A 16,339-nucleotide genomic window follows, 5' to 3' on the forward strand; every position below is an offset into this window, starting at 1 on the left:
GATGAGCCAGACACAACAAATCGAATCATCGCCCAAACCCCGACCCTCTTCCCTACCGCGCCGCAGGAGCGCGGTGAAGGACCGGTTGCGCAACATCAACTGGTGGCTTACAGCCGTCGTCGCCGTCTTTTCCCTGACCATCCTGGTGCCGCTGTACTTCACAGTGGTCACGGCCCTGAAGACCCCTGCCGAGGCCGGTACTTTCAGCCTCCCCACCTCGTGGCAGTGGCACAACTTTGCCGATGCCTGGAACAAGGTCAACTACCCCAAGGCGGCCCTGAACTCGGGCATCGTCACGGTCTGCGCCGTGGTCATCACCCTGCTGACCAACACCTTCGTCGCCTATGCGGTGGCCCGCAACATGGACAAGCGTTTTTTCCGCTTCCTCTACTACTTCTTCATCGCGGCCATGTTCGTGCCCTTCCCGGTGGTCATGCTCCCCATCGCCAAGCAGTTCGGCAGCTGGCACATGGACAACGTCATCGGACTGATCCTCCTCTATGTGGTTCTTGGCCTGGGCACTAACCTCTTCATCGCCACAGGGTTCATCAGGTCCATCCCCACGGCTCTGGAAGAGGCCGCCAGAATCGACGGAGCCGGGACCTGGCGGATTTTCTGGACCATCATCTTCCCACTGATGGGACCGATTAACGCCACCATCGCCATCACTACGGCGCTGTGGGCCTGGAACGATTTCCTCCTGCCCCTGATTGTCCTGACCGACCAATCCAGCCAGACCATCCCACTGGCCCAGTATGTCTTCAGCTCGCAGTTCGCCACTAACTATCCGATGGCCTTCTCCAGCTATCTGATGGCCTTGGCCCCGATTCTGATCGTCTATCTCTTCTCCCAGAAGTGGGTTATCAGCGGCGTCATGCGCGGTGCCGTCAAGTAGCCCCATCCTGGTGCTCCGGTCTTCGATTGTCTGAACGGCCGGGGCATCGTTGATTGCGCCCACCTTACGGAACCCCTCCTCTGGAGCGGGCGAAGACAGCCCGTATAGTGGGAGTTGCAGAACAAGGAAGTCCTACGAATCCAGCCTGTGGAAGGAAAGCCATGACCCAGGAAGAGCGCGCGCAGCTATCCGATGCAATACGGACCAACGGGGCCACCCCCAACCCCTGGTGGACCAATGCCGTGGTCTACCAGATCTACCCGCGATCCTTCCAGGACACCAACGGTGACGGCTACGGCGACCTGCCGGGCATCACCCAGCGGCTGGACTACCTGGCCGACCTGGGCGTGGATGTGATCTGGCTCAGCCCCGTCTACCGATCCCCTCAGGATGACAACGGGTACGACATCTCCGACTATCAGGACATCGACCCCATCTTCGGCACCATGGACGATATGGATGAGCTTCTGGACGAGGCCCATAGCCGGGGAATCAAGGTGGTCATGGACCTGGTCGTCAACCACACCTCCGACGAGCACGCCTGGTTCCAGGCCTCGCGCAACACCGGCGATCCGCATGCCGACTGGTACTGGTGGCGCCCTGCCAGGGCCGGCCATGAACCGGGAACCCCGGGCGCGGAACCCAACCGGTGGGGGTCATATTTCGGCGGCTCCGCCTGGGAGTACGACCCTCACCGCGGTGAGTACTTCCTCCACCAGTTCTCGAAGAAGCAACCCGACCTGAACTGGGAGAACCCTCAGGTGCGTCAGGCCGTCTACCGGATGATGAACTGGTGGATGGACCGGGGTATCGATGGTTTCCGCATGGACGTGATTGTCATGATCTCCAAGCTGGTCGACGACCAGGGTCTTCTGCCGGGCGAAGAGGGGGCGGCCATCCAGGACGGGCCGGTGGGCCCGGAGGGATATTCCTCTCCGGTGCCCTTCTGCGTGGACGGTCCCAGGCTGGATGAGTACCTGAAGGAGATGCGTCGGGAGGTCTTCGAGGGGCGCCAGGGCTACCTGACCGTGGGTGAGGCCCCGGACCTTCCACCCGAGCGAAGCGGTGCCATCACCGACCCGGACAATCGCGAACTGGATATGCTCTTCCTCTTTACCCAGACCGGTATCGACTCCGATGGAAGTAAATGGAACATCCGTCCCTTCCAGGCAAGTAGGCTCAAGGATGCCATGGGTAGGCAGCAGGAGGCCGTGGCCAAGGCGGGCTGGGCCAGCCTCTACTTCAACAACCACGATCAGCCGCGTGTGGTCTCCCGCTGGGGTGACACCTCTACCGAGGAGCTTCGTACCCGGTCCGCCAAGGCCCTGGGCCTTCTCCCCCATATGCACCGGGGCACCCCCTACATCTACCAGGGTGAGGAGTTGGGCATGACCAACGCCGGGTTCACCCGGCTCGACCAGTATCGCGATCTCGAAACCATCAACCTCTATCATCAGCGGGTTGACCAGGCGCACGAGCAGAGCCCGGAATCCATGATGGACGCCCTGGCCTATATGAGTCGTGACAACGCCCGGACCCCCATGCAGTGGGATGCGACCAAGTTCGCCGGGTTCACCGCCCCCTATGCCCCCGAGGAGCCCTGGCTGTCCGTCAACCCCAACCATGACAAGATCAATGCCAAGAGTGAGCTGCGCGACCAGGATTCGGTCCTGGCCTTTTACCGGGAGCTGATTCGCCTCCGTCATGCCAACCCGGTTGTGGCTGCCGGTGATTTCTCCCTCCTGGATCCGGAAGCGGAGCAGGTCTATTCCTTTACCCGTTCCCTGGACCAGGCCCCCGAGCGCAAGTCCGGCCCGGAGGCCAGGAGCATCCAGGATGCCGTGCCCTGCCAGCGTCTCCTGGTCGTGGTCAACCTGAGCAGCAAGCCCGCAGGTCTGCCTGAACAGACGGCCGCCCTCCTCGGGATGGACCAGGTTGCCGCCACCTCCATGTCCCTGGGGGTCGGGGACGTTGACAGGATTATGATTTCCACCTACCAGCCCGAGCAAACCGTCGGTTCTCTCCTGACCGGCCGTCTGGCCCCCTGGGAGGGCTTCGTCTACCGGCTCTGAGTCTCGCACTCCATATTCCGGCCGGTCAATTTATGGCAACCACCTGGTCATGCGGCTACAGTGGAACCTATATGTCGTGGTTTTCACCTGCCCGCCCCTGATGGTCGGGTCGGACCGGGGAGCGACAGGTAGACCGGCATTGGCTTGGCCGGTCCGGACAGGAGAGTGGTGCCGTATGTCTCGTTTGATCATTGTTTCCAACAGGCTTCCCATGTCACTTGAGGCCACGGATGACGGATCCTATACGCTACGGCAGAACGTGGGCGGTCTGGCCACGGCCATCGGCCCCTATCACCGCGCCCACAAGGACTGCCTCTGGATAGGCTGGAGCGGCATCGACCCGGAGCAGTACTCCGACAAGGAGCTTCAGGACATCCGCAAGGCATATCGGGAGAGCCGGTGCATCCCCGTCTTCCTCAGCAAGGATGAGCTCAACGGGTACTATGCCGGTTTCTCCAACAACACCCTCTGGCCCCTCTTCCATGATTTCTCCCATGAGGCCGTTTTCAAACAGCAGGATTGGGACATGTACCGCAAGGTCAACATGCGTTTCGCCCAGGTGGTGGAACCCCTGATTCGCAAGGGGGACACAATTTGGATTCAGGACTACCATCTGATGCTCCTGCCCAAGATGCTCCGCGAGCGCTACCCCGATGCCTCCATCGGCTGGTTCCTGCATGTCCCCTTCCCCAGTGCCGAGATATTCCGATCCCTGCCCTGGAGCCGTGAGATTCTGGAAGGTGTGCTGGGGGCCAACCTGATTGGGTTCCACACCGTGGATTTCTCGGCCAGCTTCCTGGCCTCCCTGCACCGTCTTCTGCCTGAGATTCCGGTCAATGAGGATGGGGTGGTCGAGATGCCCGACGGGCATCGGGCCGCCATTGACGCCTTTCCCATAGGCATCGACTACAACCTGTACAGCCGCACGGCCCGTTCCGGTCTGGCCAGGGCCATGCGCCGGGGCATAGATGAGGCCTGCGGCAAGTCGCCCCGCCACCGCTACCGGACCTCGGTCACCGCCGAGGGGGTGGCCGCCACCGAGGCCAGCGTCCCCGATAGTAACTGGTGGAGCCATTACGCCAGCGAGGGCATTCCCGAGACCACCCTGGCCAAGCAGGCGGCCTCCTCCATAGAGAGCCGATCCAATAAGGTCATCGTCTCGGTTGATCGGTTGGACTACACCAAGGGTCTGCCCGAGCGTCTCAAGGCCTTCGGTTGCATGCTTGACAAGTACCCCGAATGGGTGGGGCATGTCACCTACTATCTCCTGGCCACCCCCTCCCGGGAAAACGTCGAGTCCTACCAGCGCCTCAAGGATCAGGTGGACCAGCTGGTGGGGGAGATCAACGGACGCTATTCCCTGCTTGCCTGGACCCCCATCCACTACATCACCAGGTCCCTGTCGATCAAACCGGTCTGCGGTATCTACACAGCCGGCGACGTGGCCCTGGTCACCCCCCTGCGCGACGGCATGAACCTGGTGGCCAAGGAGTATCTGGCCTGCCATGACGGGCGTGATGGTGCCCTGGTCCTCTCGGACATGTGCGGGGCGGCGGACGAGTTGACCGATGCCTTCATCGTCAACCCCTACGACATCGACATGGTCTGTGAGGCCCTCCACAACGCCTTGGAGATATCCCCCGAGGAGTCCCGCCAAAGGAATATCCGTATGCAGGCACGGTTGAAGGTCCGCACGGCCTCCAACTGGTGCACCTCCTTCCTGGAGACCCTCAAACAGGTATCCACCCCCGGCATGACCGACAAGAGGTTCAGAATGGATCACCACAACGAAATCGTCCGTCAATGGGACAAGGCCAAGCGCCGGCTTGTCCTGTGCGACTACGACGGAACCCTGACCCCGCTGGTCCGCAAGCCCGAACGGGCCAGGCCCACCCGGGCGCTGTGCAAGCTCCTGACCCAGGTCGGTTCCAACCCCGATGTGGACATGATTCTGGTCTCGGGCCGCAGCCACGAAATCATGGAGGACTGGTTCAGCCAGCTCCCGGTCGGTCTCATCGCCGAGCATGGGGCCTGGAGCAAGAACTGCCCCGGTCAGCAGAAGGATGTCTGGGAGCGCGCCAAGGGACTGCCCGACTCTCAGACCTGGCAGAAGGTCATCAAGCCCATCATGGATGTTTCAACCGAGCGGGTGCCCGGCTCCTTCGTCGAGAGCAAGTCCGACGCCGTGGCCTGGCACTATCGGATGAGTGATGCCGGGGTGGCCGACGCCGAGCGGCAGGACCTTCTCCAACGGCTCAGGCGTGTGGTCGTGGGCCTGGGGCTGATGATCATGGAGAACTCCAAGGTGGTCGAGGTGACCCCGGTCGCCACCAGCAAGGGGCAGGCGGTTCTTCCGCTTGTTTCCAGCGGTGATTATGACTTCATGATGGCTCTGGGTGATGATGACACCGACGAGACCATGTTTGCCGTCATGCCCGATTCGGGGTGGACCTTCAAGGTCGGTCCCGGTCAGACCAAGGCCAGGTTGAGGGTCGAGGACCCCGTTGCGGTCAACCTCCTCATGGCCGACCTGGCCGCGGGTGTGGCCCAGGTGCCCTCGGATAATGATGGTTCCTCGCCTGCCCGTTTCGCAGATGACCACACCATCATCGACGATGCCGGCTGAAGGGAGTCTCCTCCCTGTTTTCCAGCCGATTCGGCTTCTCCCGTAGGGCCGGATATTCACGCCTTCATGGAGGTTCCCGACCCTGTCTTGCCCATTCAGCTTCTTTTCATCGGGCGACCATGTCCACCATGTTGACACCGGCTCGTCACGAGTGGGCGGGGCGGGGATAATGATTGAGCATGGATACCAATGAAGTCGATGTTGACCTGAGGGCGGATCATGCCGCCAACCTGCGGGATGCCGCCAAGCGGCTTGAGGGTGTGGCCAGGCACACCCGGATCGAGCACTCGCAGGAACTCGGTGACCGAGTGGGGCACAAGGTGCTGCTCAAGCCCGAGAACCTACAACTGACCGGTTCCTTCAAGGTGCGCGGTGCCTACAACAAGATTGCGTCCCTCTCCCAGGAGGATCTGGATCGGGGAATCATCACCGCCTCGGCGGGCAACCACGCCCAGGGTGTGGCCTTCGCCTCCCGGCATCGCGGAGCACAGGCCACCATCGTCATGCCCCAGATAACACCGCCCCTGAAGGTGGATGCCACCAAGGCCTACGGTGCCGAAGTGGTCCTCAAGGGGAACGTGTTCGACGAGAGTTTCGCCTATGCGCGGCATCTGGCCGACGCGCGTGGAATGACCTTCGTTCACCCCTTCGATGATTACGAGGTTCTCTGTGGGCAGGGCACCATTGCCATGGAGATCCTGAACGATGTGCCCGATGTGACCGACATCGTGGTTCCGCTGGGTGGTGGGGGTCTGGGTGCCGGAGTCGCGCTCGCGGTCAAGACCTTCAGGCCCGATGTCCGGGTCATCGGAGCCACTCCGGTCGGTTCTCCGGCCTGGCGCGAGTCCCTGACCGCAGGCAGGGTCGTGGCGGCCGACCAGGTCAGCACGGCGGCCGAGGGTGTGGCCGTCAAGCGCCCCGGCGACCTGGATTATGCACTGCTGAGCCATTACATGGACGACCTGGTGCAGGTCACCGAGAGTGACATATCCGAGATGATTCTCTTCATGCTGGAGAAGCACAAGCTGGTGGTCGAGGCCGCCGGGGCCGTCTCCCTGGCCGCCCTGGGGCAGCTCGATCTTCAGTCGGATGTCTTCCGCGCCGCCCCCGGGCCCCATGTGATTGTCCCCATCATCTCGGGCGGCAACATCGATACGGTCACCATCGGCGCCGTCATCCAGCGGGGGATGATATCCCGCGGCCGTATCATGCAGTTCGGCGTCGAGCTTCCTGACACCCCGGGTCAGCTGGTCAAGGTCGCCACGGTCCTGGCCGATCTTCGCGCCAACGTCATCGAGCTCAACCATGACCAGTTCAAGTCCTCGGGCCACTACGAGAACGGTGTCCTCCTTGAGGTGACGGTCGAGACCAATGGTCCCGACCACATCACCCAGATTCTGGATACCCTACGTAGCCAGGGCTTCCAGGTTCATCAGAACTACTGATCCGGGTTCCGTGCGATGGTCTCGTCCACCAGCCTGGGCAAGGCCTCTTCTATCGGTTCATGAATCAGCCGTGTGGCCAAGGAATCGTACTGGGTCTGCCCCAGATTCATGATGGTTATGGGCACGCCTGCCTGTGCCGCAACGGGTACCAGGGAGGCGGCCGGGAAGACCTCCAGGGTGGACCCTATCACCCAGAATTCGTCGGCGCTGCTGGCCAGTTTCATGCTTTTCTCCATGGCACCCTCGGGCAGGGCCTGACCGAAGTAGACCACATCCGTCTTGATGATGCCGCCGCAGGGCATATTCCCCTGGTAGGGCATGCGCTTGCGGCAGTGGGGATCCGGCTCCTGGTCCAGCCGTTCCATGATGTCGGCCGTCCGGTATTCCTGGCCGCACTTCATGCAGTGCGAGGTGCCGATGGTCCCGTGCAGGTTGACGATTACCTGGCTGGAATTGCCGGCCTTCTCATGAAGGGCGTCGAAGTTCTGCGTGGCCAGGAGCGTCAGCATGCCCGCCTTCTCCAACCTGGCCAGGGCTTTGTGGGCCACACCCGGATGGGCCCTCCAGACCGGCGACTCCTTCTGCCAACGCCATGAGTACTCACGCGCCTCTCTGTCACTCATGAAGAGGTCGAGGTCGTACACGCTCGTCTGATCGGGATGCATGGTCCAAACCCCATCGGGTCCGCGAAAATCCGGAATTCCTGCCGAGGTTGAAATGCCTGCGCCGGTCAGTACTGCAATTGTTTTGCCCATACCCTTTGTCTTACACCATCAGGTTTCAGGATCATCAGCCGGGAGCCGCCCGGGTCTTGATGCCCCCCCCCCCTGCATCGCTGCAGCTATCGACGGATTCGCCAAGGCCCGAATTGAAGGTTGGATATATGCATGGTTCGTAGGTACCGATTACCACGGTCGGCACCTTGGCAATGTCATAACCGAAACGGTCCTGGAAACACGCCGTCATGCGGAAGTTAAAAGGGACAGATGTGAATAAAATGTGCTCAGATTAGGGGGTCTGCACCGGGGAAAAGGGCCGACAGGACAAAGCAGATGATGATAATCATCTTTCCGACACGCCGATACGAGGACTGGAATTACTGGATTAACGACGGTCTCCATAATTTTTGATTTGCGGAATGACGCATGCGTGGTAAGTTTATCTCTTGCTGCTCAACACGGCGGTTCCTCTTCCAAGAAGAGCGTGGACTGCTTGTTGGTGTGGTGGTGGTTTGAGAACTCAAGAGCGTGTTTGTGCTACTTTTATAGCTTTTTTGATTGCCAGTCCGATGCCCGCCCGGTTTTGCCGGGTACGCGGGAGCGTTGTGAGGGGTGTCGGGGTTTTTCGTGGGTCTGTTTCCTCCTTATGGAAGCGGATCCGTCAATTTATTATGAGAGTCGTTTCGGCTTCTTCATTGTTTTTTTGTGGAGGGTTTGATTCTGGCTCAGGATGAACGCTGGCGGCGTGCTTAACACATGCAAGTCGAACGGGATCCAGGCAGCTTGCTGTCTGGTGAGAGTGGCGAACGGGTGAGTAATGCGTGACCAACCTGCCCCATACTCCGGAATAGCTCCTGGAAACGGGTGGTAATGCCGGGTGTTCCGCATCATCGCATGATGGTGTGGGAAAGGGTTTACCGGTATGGGATGGGGTCGCGTCCTATCAGCTTGTTGGTGGGGTGATGGCCTACCAAGGCTTCGACGGGTAGCCGGCCTGAGAGGGCGACCGGCCACATTGGGACTGAGATACGGCCCAGACTCCTACGGGAGGCAGCAGTGGGGAATATTGCACAATGGGCGAAAGCCTGATGCAGCGACGCCGCGTGCGGGATGACGGCCTTCGGGTTGTAAACCGCTTTTGATTGGGAGCAAGCGAGAGTGAGTGTACCTTTCGAATAAGCACCGGCTAACTACGTGCCAGCAGCCGCGGTAATACGTAGGGTGCAAGCGTTATCCGGAATTATTGGGCGTAAAGRGCTCGTAGGCGGTTCGTCGCGTCTGGTGTGAAAGTCCATCGCTTAACGGTGGATCTGCGCCGGGTACGGGCGGRCTGGAGTGCGGTAGGGGAGACTGGAATTCCCGGTGTAACGGTGGAATGTGTAGATATCGGGAAGAACACCAATGGCGAAGGCAGGTCTCTGGGCCGTTACTGACGCTGAGGAGCGAAAGCGTGGGGAGCGAACAGGATTAGATACCCTGGTAGTCCACGCCGTAAACGGTGGATGCTGGATGTGGGGCCCGTTCCACGGGTTCCGTGTCGGAGCTAACGCGTTAAGCATCCCGCCTGGGGAGTACGGCCGCAAGGCTAAAACTCAAAGAAATTGACGGGGGCCCGCACAAGCGGCGGAGCATGCGGATTAATTCGATGCAACGCGAAGAACCTTACCTGGGCTTGACATGTGCCGGACGACCGCGGAGACGTGGTTTCCCTTCGGGGCCGGTTCACAGGTGGTGCATGGTCGTCGTCAGCTCGTGTCGTGAGATGTTGGGTYAAGTCCCGCAACGAGCGCAACCCTCGCCTCGTGTTGCCAGCGGGTCATGCCGGGAACTCACGGGGGACCGCCGGGGTTAACCCGGAGGAAGGTGGGGATGACGTCAGATCATCATGCCCCTTACGTCCAGGGCTTCACGCATGCTACAATGGCCGGTACAACGGGATGCGACATGGCGACATGGAGCGGATCCCTKAAAACCGGTCTCAGTTCGGATYGGAGYCTGCAACCCGGCTCCGTGAAGGCGGAGTCGCTAGTAATCGCGGATCAGCAACGCCGCGGTGAATGCGTTCCCGGGCCTTGTACACACCGCCCGTCAAGTCATGAAAGTGGGCAGCACCCGAAGCCGGTGGCCCAACCCGTTTGGGGGGGAGCCGTCTAAGGTGAGGTCCGCGATTGGGACTAAGTCGTAACAAGGTAGCCGTACCGGAAGGTGCGGCTGGATCACCTCCTTTCTACGGAGATATGAGTAAAATCCCCCGCCCGTGTCTGGGTCGTGGGGTCGTGTCCATGGGTCCGGCCGGTCGGTCGGATGGTGTGGGCGTGCTGGCGTGGAACGGTCGAATGGGCTGTGGCATGGATGCGCTGTTGGGTTCCCGGACCGCCACCCTTGTGGGTGGTGTTCCTGTCGCCCATCGGGTTCCTGTGCGGGTGTCGTCCCGTGGCGGGTCCTGGTGGTGTGGTGGTGGTTTGAGAACTGGATAGTGGACGCGAGTGGATGGCTGGCTTTGTGCCTGTCCGTCCGCTTGTATTGTTTCGTCCGAGCCCACATGGTGGGTTCGGGTCGATCGTTTTGTGATCTATTAGTGTGATGATTTGTCGTCTGGCAGTTCGCAGTTGTTGTTGCCGTGGCATGGCCTGTGGTCGTGTTGTCGGTAAGGGCGCATGGTGGATGCCTTGGCAGACAGGACCGATGAAGGACGCGTGGGGCCGCGATAGGCCTCGGGGAGCCGCCGACAGGGCTTTGATCCGAGGGTGTCCGAATGGGGAAACCCGCCAGCCGTCATGGGCTGGCACCGCATTCGTGCGGGGGGTACGCAGGGAAGTGAAACATCTCAGTACCTGCAGGAAGAGATATTCCGTGAGTAGTGGCGAGCGAAAGCGGATGATGGCCAAACCTGTGCCGTGTGATACCCGTCGGGGGTTGCGGCATGGGTGTTGTGGGATTTGGTGCCCGGGTTCCGACGGACCCGGCGGCAGTGATAAAACGACGTGTGAGACGAACGGGATTGAATTCCCGGCCGTAGAGGGTGATGGCCCCGTAGTCGAAGACGCGTCGTCTGCCGATCCTTGTTCCCAAGTAGCGCGGGACTCGTGGAATCCCGTGTGAATCCGCCCCGACCGTGGGGTAAGCCTGAATATACCTGTCTGACCGATAGCGTACGAGTACCGTGAGGGAAAGGTGAAAAGCACCCCGGGAGGGGAGTGAAACAGTTYCTGAAACCGTGTGCCTACAATCCGTCGGAGCCTTTCGGGGTGACGGCGTGCCTATCGAAAAATGAGTCTGCGAGTCAGTGGTGCGTGGCGAGGTTAACCCGTGTGGGGCAACCGTAGCGAAAGCGAGTCTTAAAAGGCGTTTGAGTCGCGTGCCCTGGACCCGAAGCGGGATGATCTAGCCCTGRGCAGGTTGAAGCGYGGGTAAGACCGCGTGGAGGACCGRACSSACCTGGGTTGAAAACCGGGCCGATGACCTGGGGCTAGGGGTGAAAGGCCAATCAAATTCCGTGATAGCTGGTTCTCTCCGAAATGCATTTCGGTGCAGCGTCGCGTCAATGTCTCCATGGGGTAGAGCTACTGGATGCTTGAGGGCCCGTATCGGGTACCGACAGCAGCCAAACTCCGAATACGTGTGAGGTGTATCGCGGCAGTGAGTCGGCGGGGGATAAGCTCCGTCGTCGAGAGGGAGACAGCCCAGATCGTCGTCTAAGGTCCCTAAGTGTGTGCTAAGTGGGAAAGGATGTGGAGTCGCATAGACAGCCAGGAGGTTGGCTTAGAAGCAGCCACCCTTGAAAGAGTGCGTAACAGCTCACTGGTCTAGTGGTTCCGCGCCGATAATGTAGCGGGGCTCAAGCACACCACCGAAGACGCGGCAGTGCAGTTGCTGTACTGGGTAGGAGAGCGTTCCGCATGGGGCGAAGCGGCGGCGTGAGCCGGCCGTGGACCGTGTGGAAGTGAGAATGCAGACATGAGTAGCGAGAGACGGGTCAGAATCCCGTCCGCTGGATGACCAAGGGTTCCGGGGCCACGTTCGTCGTCCCCGGGTGAGTCGGGTCCTAAGGCGAGGCCGACAGGCGTAGTCGAATGGATGAAGGAGTCGATATTCTCCTACCGGCGTCAGACCGCCCAATCCAAGACGTGGAAGCATGCCCTTACCCGTATCGGGCGGCGGTCTTCGGACCGTCCGATGGTGCGGGACCGGTGTGTGGATGCGTGGCGGGTAGCACAGGAGTGACACGGAACGGGAGCCGGGCCGCGGTGGTGGTTATCCGTGGTCAAGCATGTGGCGCGTCGGGCAGGCAAATCCGTCCGGCATGAGCGTGAGGTGTGATGATGGGGGGCCTCGTGCCCCGAATCCGGTGTGCCGTTCCGTCAAGAAAAGCTTCGGTGCGAGGGCTGTCGCCGCCCGTACCCTAAACCGACACTGGTGGTCAGGTAGAGTATACCAAAGCGATCGAGCGAATCCTGGTCAAGGAACTCGGCAAATCACTCCCGTGCCTTCGGTATAAGGGAGACCCCTTGCGGTGAGGCGCCCAGCGCGCGGAGCCGAGGGGGGTGGCACAGACCAGGGGGTAGCGACTGTTTACCAAAAACACAGGTGCATGCGAAGACGAAAGTCGCTGTATATGCACTGACGCCTGCCCGGTGCCGGAAGGTTAAGAGGATCCGTCATCCCCTTCGGGGGGGCAGCGGTGAATTCAAGCCCCGGTAAACGGCGGTGGTAACTATAACCATCCTAAGGTAGCGAAATTCCTTGTCGGGTAAGTTCCGACCTGCACGAATGGCGTAACGACTTCCCCACTGTCTCGACCAGGAGCTCGGCGAAATTGCAGTACGAGTAAAGATGCTCGTTAAGCGCAGAAGGACGAAAAGACCCCGGGACCTTTACTATACCTTGGTATTGGCGTTAGGTGCGGACTGTGTAGCATAGGCGGGAGGCTTCGAAGCGGGTGCGCCAGCATCCGTGGAGCCGAAATGTGAAATACCGCTCTGTCCTCATCTGGCCTCTAACCTCGACCAGTCATCCTGGTCAGGGACAGTGCCTGGCGGGTAGTTTAACTGGGGCGGTTGCCTCCCAAAGAGTAACGGAGGCGCCCAAGGGTTCCCTCAGCCCGGTTGGCAATCGGGTGTTGAGTGCAATCGCACAAGGGAGCTTGACTGCGAGACCGACGGGTCGAGCAGGGACGAAAGTCGGAGATAGTGATCCGGTGCCGGCGTACGGACGCGGCATCGCTCAACGGATAAAAGGTACCCCGGGGATAACAGGCTGATCATCCCCAAGAGTCCATATCGACGGGATGGTTTGGCACCTCGATGTCGGCTCGTCGCATCCTGGGGCTGGAGCAGGTCCCAAGGGTTCGGCYGTTCGCCGATTAAAGCGGCACGCGAGCTGGGTTCAGAACGTCGTGAGACAGTTTGGTCTCTATCCTCTGCGCTCGTTGGAATCTTGAGGAGMCCTGCCCATAGTACGAGAGGACCTGGGTGGACGAACCTCTGGTATGCCGGTTGTCGCGCCAGCGGCACGGCCGGTTGGCTACGTTCGGATGGGATAACCGCTGAAAGCATCTAAGCGGGAAGCCCCCTCCAAGATAAGGATTCCATGGAACCTCGGTTCCTGAAGACCCCATGCAGAACACATGGTCGATAGACCGGACGTGGAAACCCCGCAAGGGGCGAAGCCGACCGGCACTAATGGTCGAAGACAACACAACACCCACCCCCGTCGAGGGGTGGAGGCATCGACACCACTGCGAACGAGACCTGCGGCAATGAACACGAACGGCCACAGGCGATCGACAACGAAACACGCGTCCACCGTCCGGTCCCCGAACCGTCACCACGACCCGCCCGCCGCGCCAAGCGCAGGGCCGGTACAACAGAATTTGCGGCGGTCATGGCCTGGGGGAGACGCCCGGTCCCATTCCGAACCCGGAAGCTAAGACCCAGCACGGCAATGGTACTGCACTCGGAAGGGTGTGGGAGAGTAGCACACCGCCGCTCCACAACATCGGACAGGGGTCCCGCACGGCACACGCCGCACGGGACCCCTTCCACATACACACACGAACACACACCCGGAAGCGCACTCGGCACCACGGCAAGACCGGCACGACAACGTACGCCGTAGGTTCTCTGAGGCTCTGCAACAGTAACTGCGTACGATTGCATCGGCCCCCACCGTCACCGGCAAGGTGCCTGCCGGCACCGTAGGTGCTGGAATCAGCAACAACTGTGTTACTCAACAATTTATGGAGAGTTCTTGCGTAGCTGTGCAAACGGTACCAAGATATCTGTTGGACTTTCTGTTTACCTCTCAGAAACCCCTTTAAAAGCAACGAGAGTGTTTTATCCTTGTTTTTTGAAAGCGCTACCAAACTGTGCTAGTATCTTCTCTACGGTTGTTCTCAGTGATGAGGCAATCCCGGGAGCCGCCCGGGTCTTGATGCCCCCCCCCCCTGCATCGCTGCAGCTATCGACGGATTCGCCAAGGCCCGAATTGAAGGTTGGATATATGCATGGTTCGTAGGTACCGATTACCACGGTCGGCACCTTGGCAATGTCATAACCGAAACGGTCCTGGAAACACGCCGTCATGCGGAAGTTAAAAGGGACAGATGTGAATAAAATGTGCTCAGATTAGGGGGTCTGCACCGGGGAAAAGGGCCGACAGGACAAAGCAGATGATGATAATCATCTTTCCGACACGCCGATACGAGGACTGGAATTACTGGATTAACGACGGTCTCCATAATTTTTGATTTGCGGAATGACGCATGCGTGGTAAGTTTATCTCTTGCTGCTCAACACGGCGGTTCCTCTTCCAAGAAGAGCGTGGACTGCTTGTTGGTGTGGTGGTGGTTTGAGAACTCAAGAGCGTGTTTGTGCTACTTTTATAGCTTTTTTGATTGCCAGTCCGATGCCCGCCCGGTTTTGCCGGGTACGCGGGAGCGTTGTGAGGGGTGTCGGGGTTTTTCGTGGGTCTGTTTCCTCCTTATGGAAGCGGATCCGTCAATTTATTATGAGAGTCGTTTCGGCTTCTTCATTGTTTTTTTGTGGAGGGTTTGATTCTGGCTCAGGATGAACGCTGGCGGCGTGCTTAACACATGCAAGTCGAACGGGATCCAGGCAGCTTGCTGTCTGGTGAGAGTGGCGAACGGGTGAGTAATGCGTGACCAACCTGCCCCATACTCCGGAATAGCTCCTGGAAACGGGTGGTAATGCCGGGTGTTCCGCATCATCGCATGATGGTGTGGGAAAGGGTTTACCGGTATGGGATGGGGTCGCGTCCTATCAGCTTGTTGGTGGGGTGATGGCCTACCAAGGCTTCGACGGGTAGCCGGCCTGAGAGGGCGACCGGCCACATTGGGACTGAGATACGGCCCAGACTCCTACGGGAGGCAGCAGTGGGGAATATTGCACAATGGGCGAAAGCCTGATGCAGCGACGCCGCGTGCGGGATGACGGCCTTCGGGTTGTAAACCGCTTTTGATTGGGAGCAAGCGAGAGTGAGTGTACCTTTCGAATAAGCACCGGCTAACTACGTGCCAGCAGCCGCGGTAATACGTAGGGTGCAAGCGTTATCCGGAATTATTGGGCGTAAAGRGCTCGTAGGCGGTTCGTCGCGTCTGGTGTGAAAGTCCATCGCTTAACGGTGGATCTGCGCCGGGTACGGGCGGRCTGGAGTGCGGTAGGGGAGACTGGAATTCCCGGTGTAACGGTGGAATGTGTAGATATCGGGAAGAACACCAATGGCGAAGGCAGGTCTCTGGGCCGTTACTGACGCTGAGGAGCGAAAGCGTGGGGAGCGAACAGGATTAGATACCCTGGTAGTCCACGCCGTAAACGGTGGATGCTGGATGTGGGGCCCGTTCCACGGGTTCCGTGTCGGAGCTAACGCGTTAAGCATCCCGCCTGGGGAGTACGGCCGCAAGGCTAAAACTCAAAGAAATTGACGGGGGCCCGCACAAGCGGCGGAGCATGCGGATTAATTCGATGCAACGCGAAGAACCTTACCTGGGCTTGACATGTGCCGGACGACCGCGGAGACGTGGTTTCCCTTCGGGGCCGGTTCACAGGTGGTGCATGGTCGTCGTCAGCTCGTGTCGTGAGATGTTGGGTYAAGTCCCGCAACGAGCGCAACCCTCGCCTCGTGTTGCCAGCGGGTCATGCCGGGAACTCACGGGGGACCGCCGGGGTTAACCCGGAGGAAGGTGGGGATGACGTCAGATCATCATGCCCCTTACGTCCAGGGCTTCACGCATGCTACAATGGCCGGTACAACGGGATGCGACATGGCGACATGGAGCGGATCCCTKAAAACCGGTCTCAGTTCGGATYGGAGYCTGCAACCCGGCTCCGTGAAGGCGGAGTCGCTAGTAATCGCGGATCAGCAACGCCGCGGTGAATGCGTTCCCGGGCCTTGTACACACCGCCCGTCAAGTCATGAAAGTGGGCAGCACCCGAAGCCGGTGGCCCAACCCGTTTGGGGGGGAGCCGTCTAAGGTGAGGTCCGCGATTGGGACTAAGTCGTAACAAGGTAGCCGTACCGGAAGGTGCGGCTGGATCACCTCCTTTCTACGGAGATATGAGTAA

At 60.0% G+C, this 16,339-nt stretch carries 5 protein-coding genes and 4 rRNA genes; 8 read left to right on the forward strand and 1 reads right to left on the reverse strand.

The window, feature by feature from the left end; all coding sequences use genetic code 11:
• Nucleotide 1 precedes the first annotated feature (1 nt).
• From bcor_RS00480 to ilvA, 4 genes are all read left to right on the forward strand, one after another.
• Nucleotides 2-895, forward strand: a complete 894-nt coding sequence (locus bcor_RS00480) for a carbohydrate ABC transporter permease (protein ID WP_033498586.1) — start codon at nucleotides 2-4, stop codon at nucleotides 893-895.
• A gap of 161 nt (nucleotides 896-1,056) precedes the next feature.
• Nucleotides 1,057-2,967, forward strand: coding sequence for an alpha-glucosidase (locus tag bcor_RS00485; RefSeq protein WP_033498585.1), 1,911 nt, complete (start codon nucleotides 1,057-1,059; stop codon nucleotides 2,965-2,967).
• 175 nt (nucleotides 2,968-3,142) lie between these two features.
• On the forward strand, nucleotides 3,143-5,593 hold the full coding sequence (locus bcor_RS00490) for a bifunctional alpha,alpha-trehalose-phosphate synthase (UDP-forming)/trehalose-phosphatase (RefSeq protein WP_051875561.1): 2,451 nt from the start codon (nucleotides 3,143-3,145) through the stop codon (nucleotides 5,591-5,593).
• 179 nt (nucleotides 5,594-5,772) lie between these two features.
• A complete protein-coding gene (ilvA, locus tag bcor_RS00495; RefSeq protein ID WP_033498584.1) occupies nucleotides 5,773-7,038 on the forward strand; it encodes a threonine ammonia-lyase in 1,266 nt (421 codons plus the stop codon).
• Here ilvA and bcor_RS00500 read toward each other — a convergent pair.
• Nucleotides 7,032-7,793: a Sir2 family NAD-dependent protein deacetylase gene (locus bcor_RS00500; protein ID WP_033498583.1), complete on the reverse strand. Its 762-nt coding sequence runs from the start codon at nucleotides 7,791-7,793 to the stop codon at nucleotides 7,032-7,034. The two genes, ilvA and bcor_RS00500, sit on opposite strands and share 7 nt — an antisense overlap.
• A gap of 666 nt (nucleotides 7,794-8,459) precedes the next feature.
• Here bcor_RS00500 and bcor_RS00505 point away from each other — a divergent pair.
• From bcor_RS00505 to bcor_RS00520, 4 genes are all read left to right on the forward strand, one after another.
• Nucleotides 8,460-9,984, forward strand: a 16S ribosomal RNA gene (locus bcor_RS00505).
• A 410-nt stretch (nucleotides 9,985-10,394) separates the two neighbouring features.
• Nucleotides 10,395-13,458: ribosomal RNA gene (locus tag bcor_RS00510) — 23S ribosomal RNA — on the forward strand.
• A 172-nt stretch (nucleotides 13,459-13,630) separates the two neighbouring features.
• Nucleotides 13,631-13,747 (forward strand): 5S ribosomal RNA (gene rrf / locus bcor_RS00515).
• 1,049 nt (nucleotides 13,748-14,796) lie between these two features.
• Nucleotides 14,797-16,321: ribosomal RNA gene (locus bcor_RS00520) — 16S ribosomal RNA — on the forward strand.
• The 16S, 23S and 5S rRNA genes sit together here, the layout of an rRNA operon.
• Nucleotides 16,322-16,339 lie beyond the last annotated feature (18 nt).

Origin of the sequence: Bifidobacterium coryneforme, assembly GCF_000737865.1 — a bacterium.
GTDB lineage: Bacteria > Actinomycetota > Actinomycetes > Actinomycetales > Bifidobacteriaceae > Bombiscardovia > Bombiscardovia coryneformis.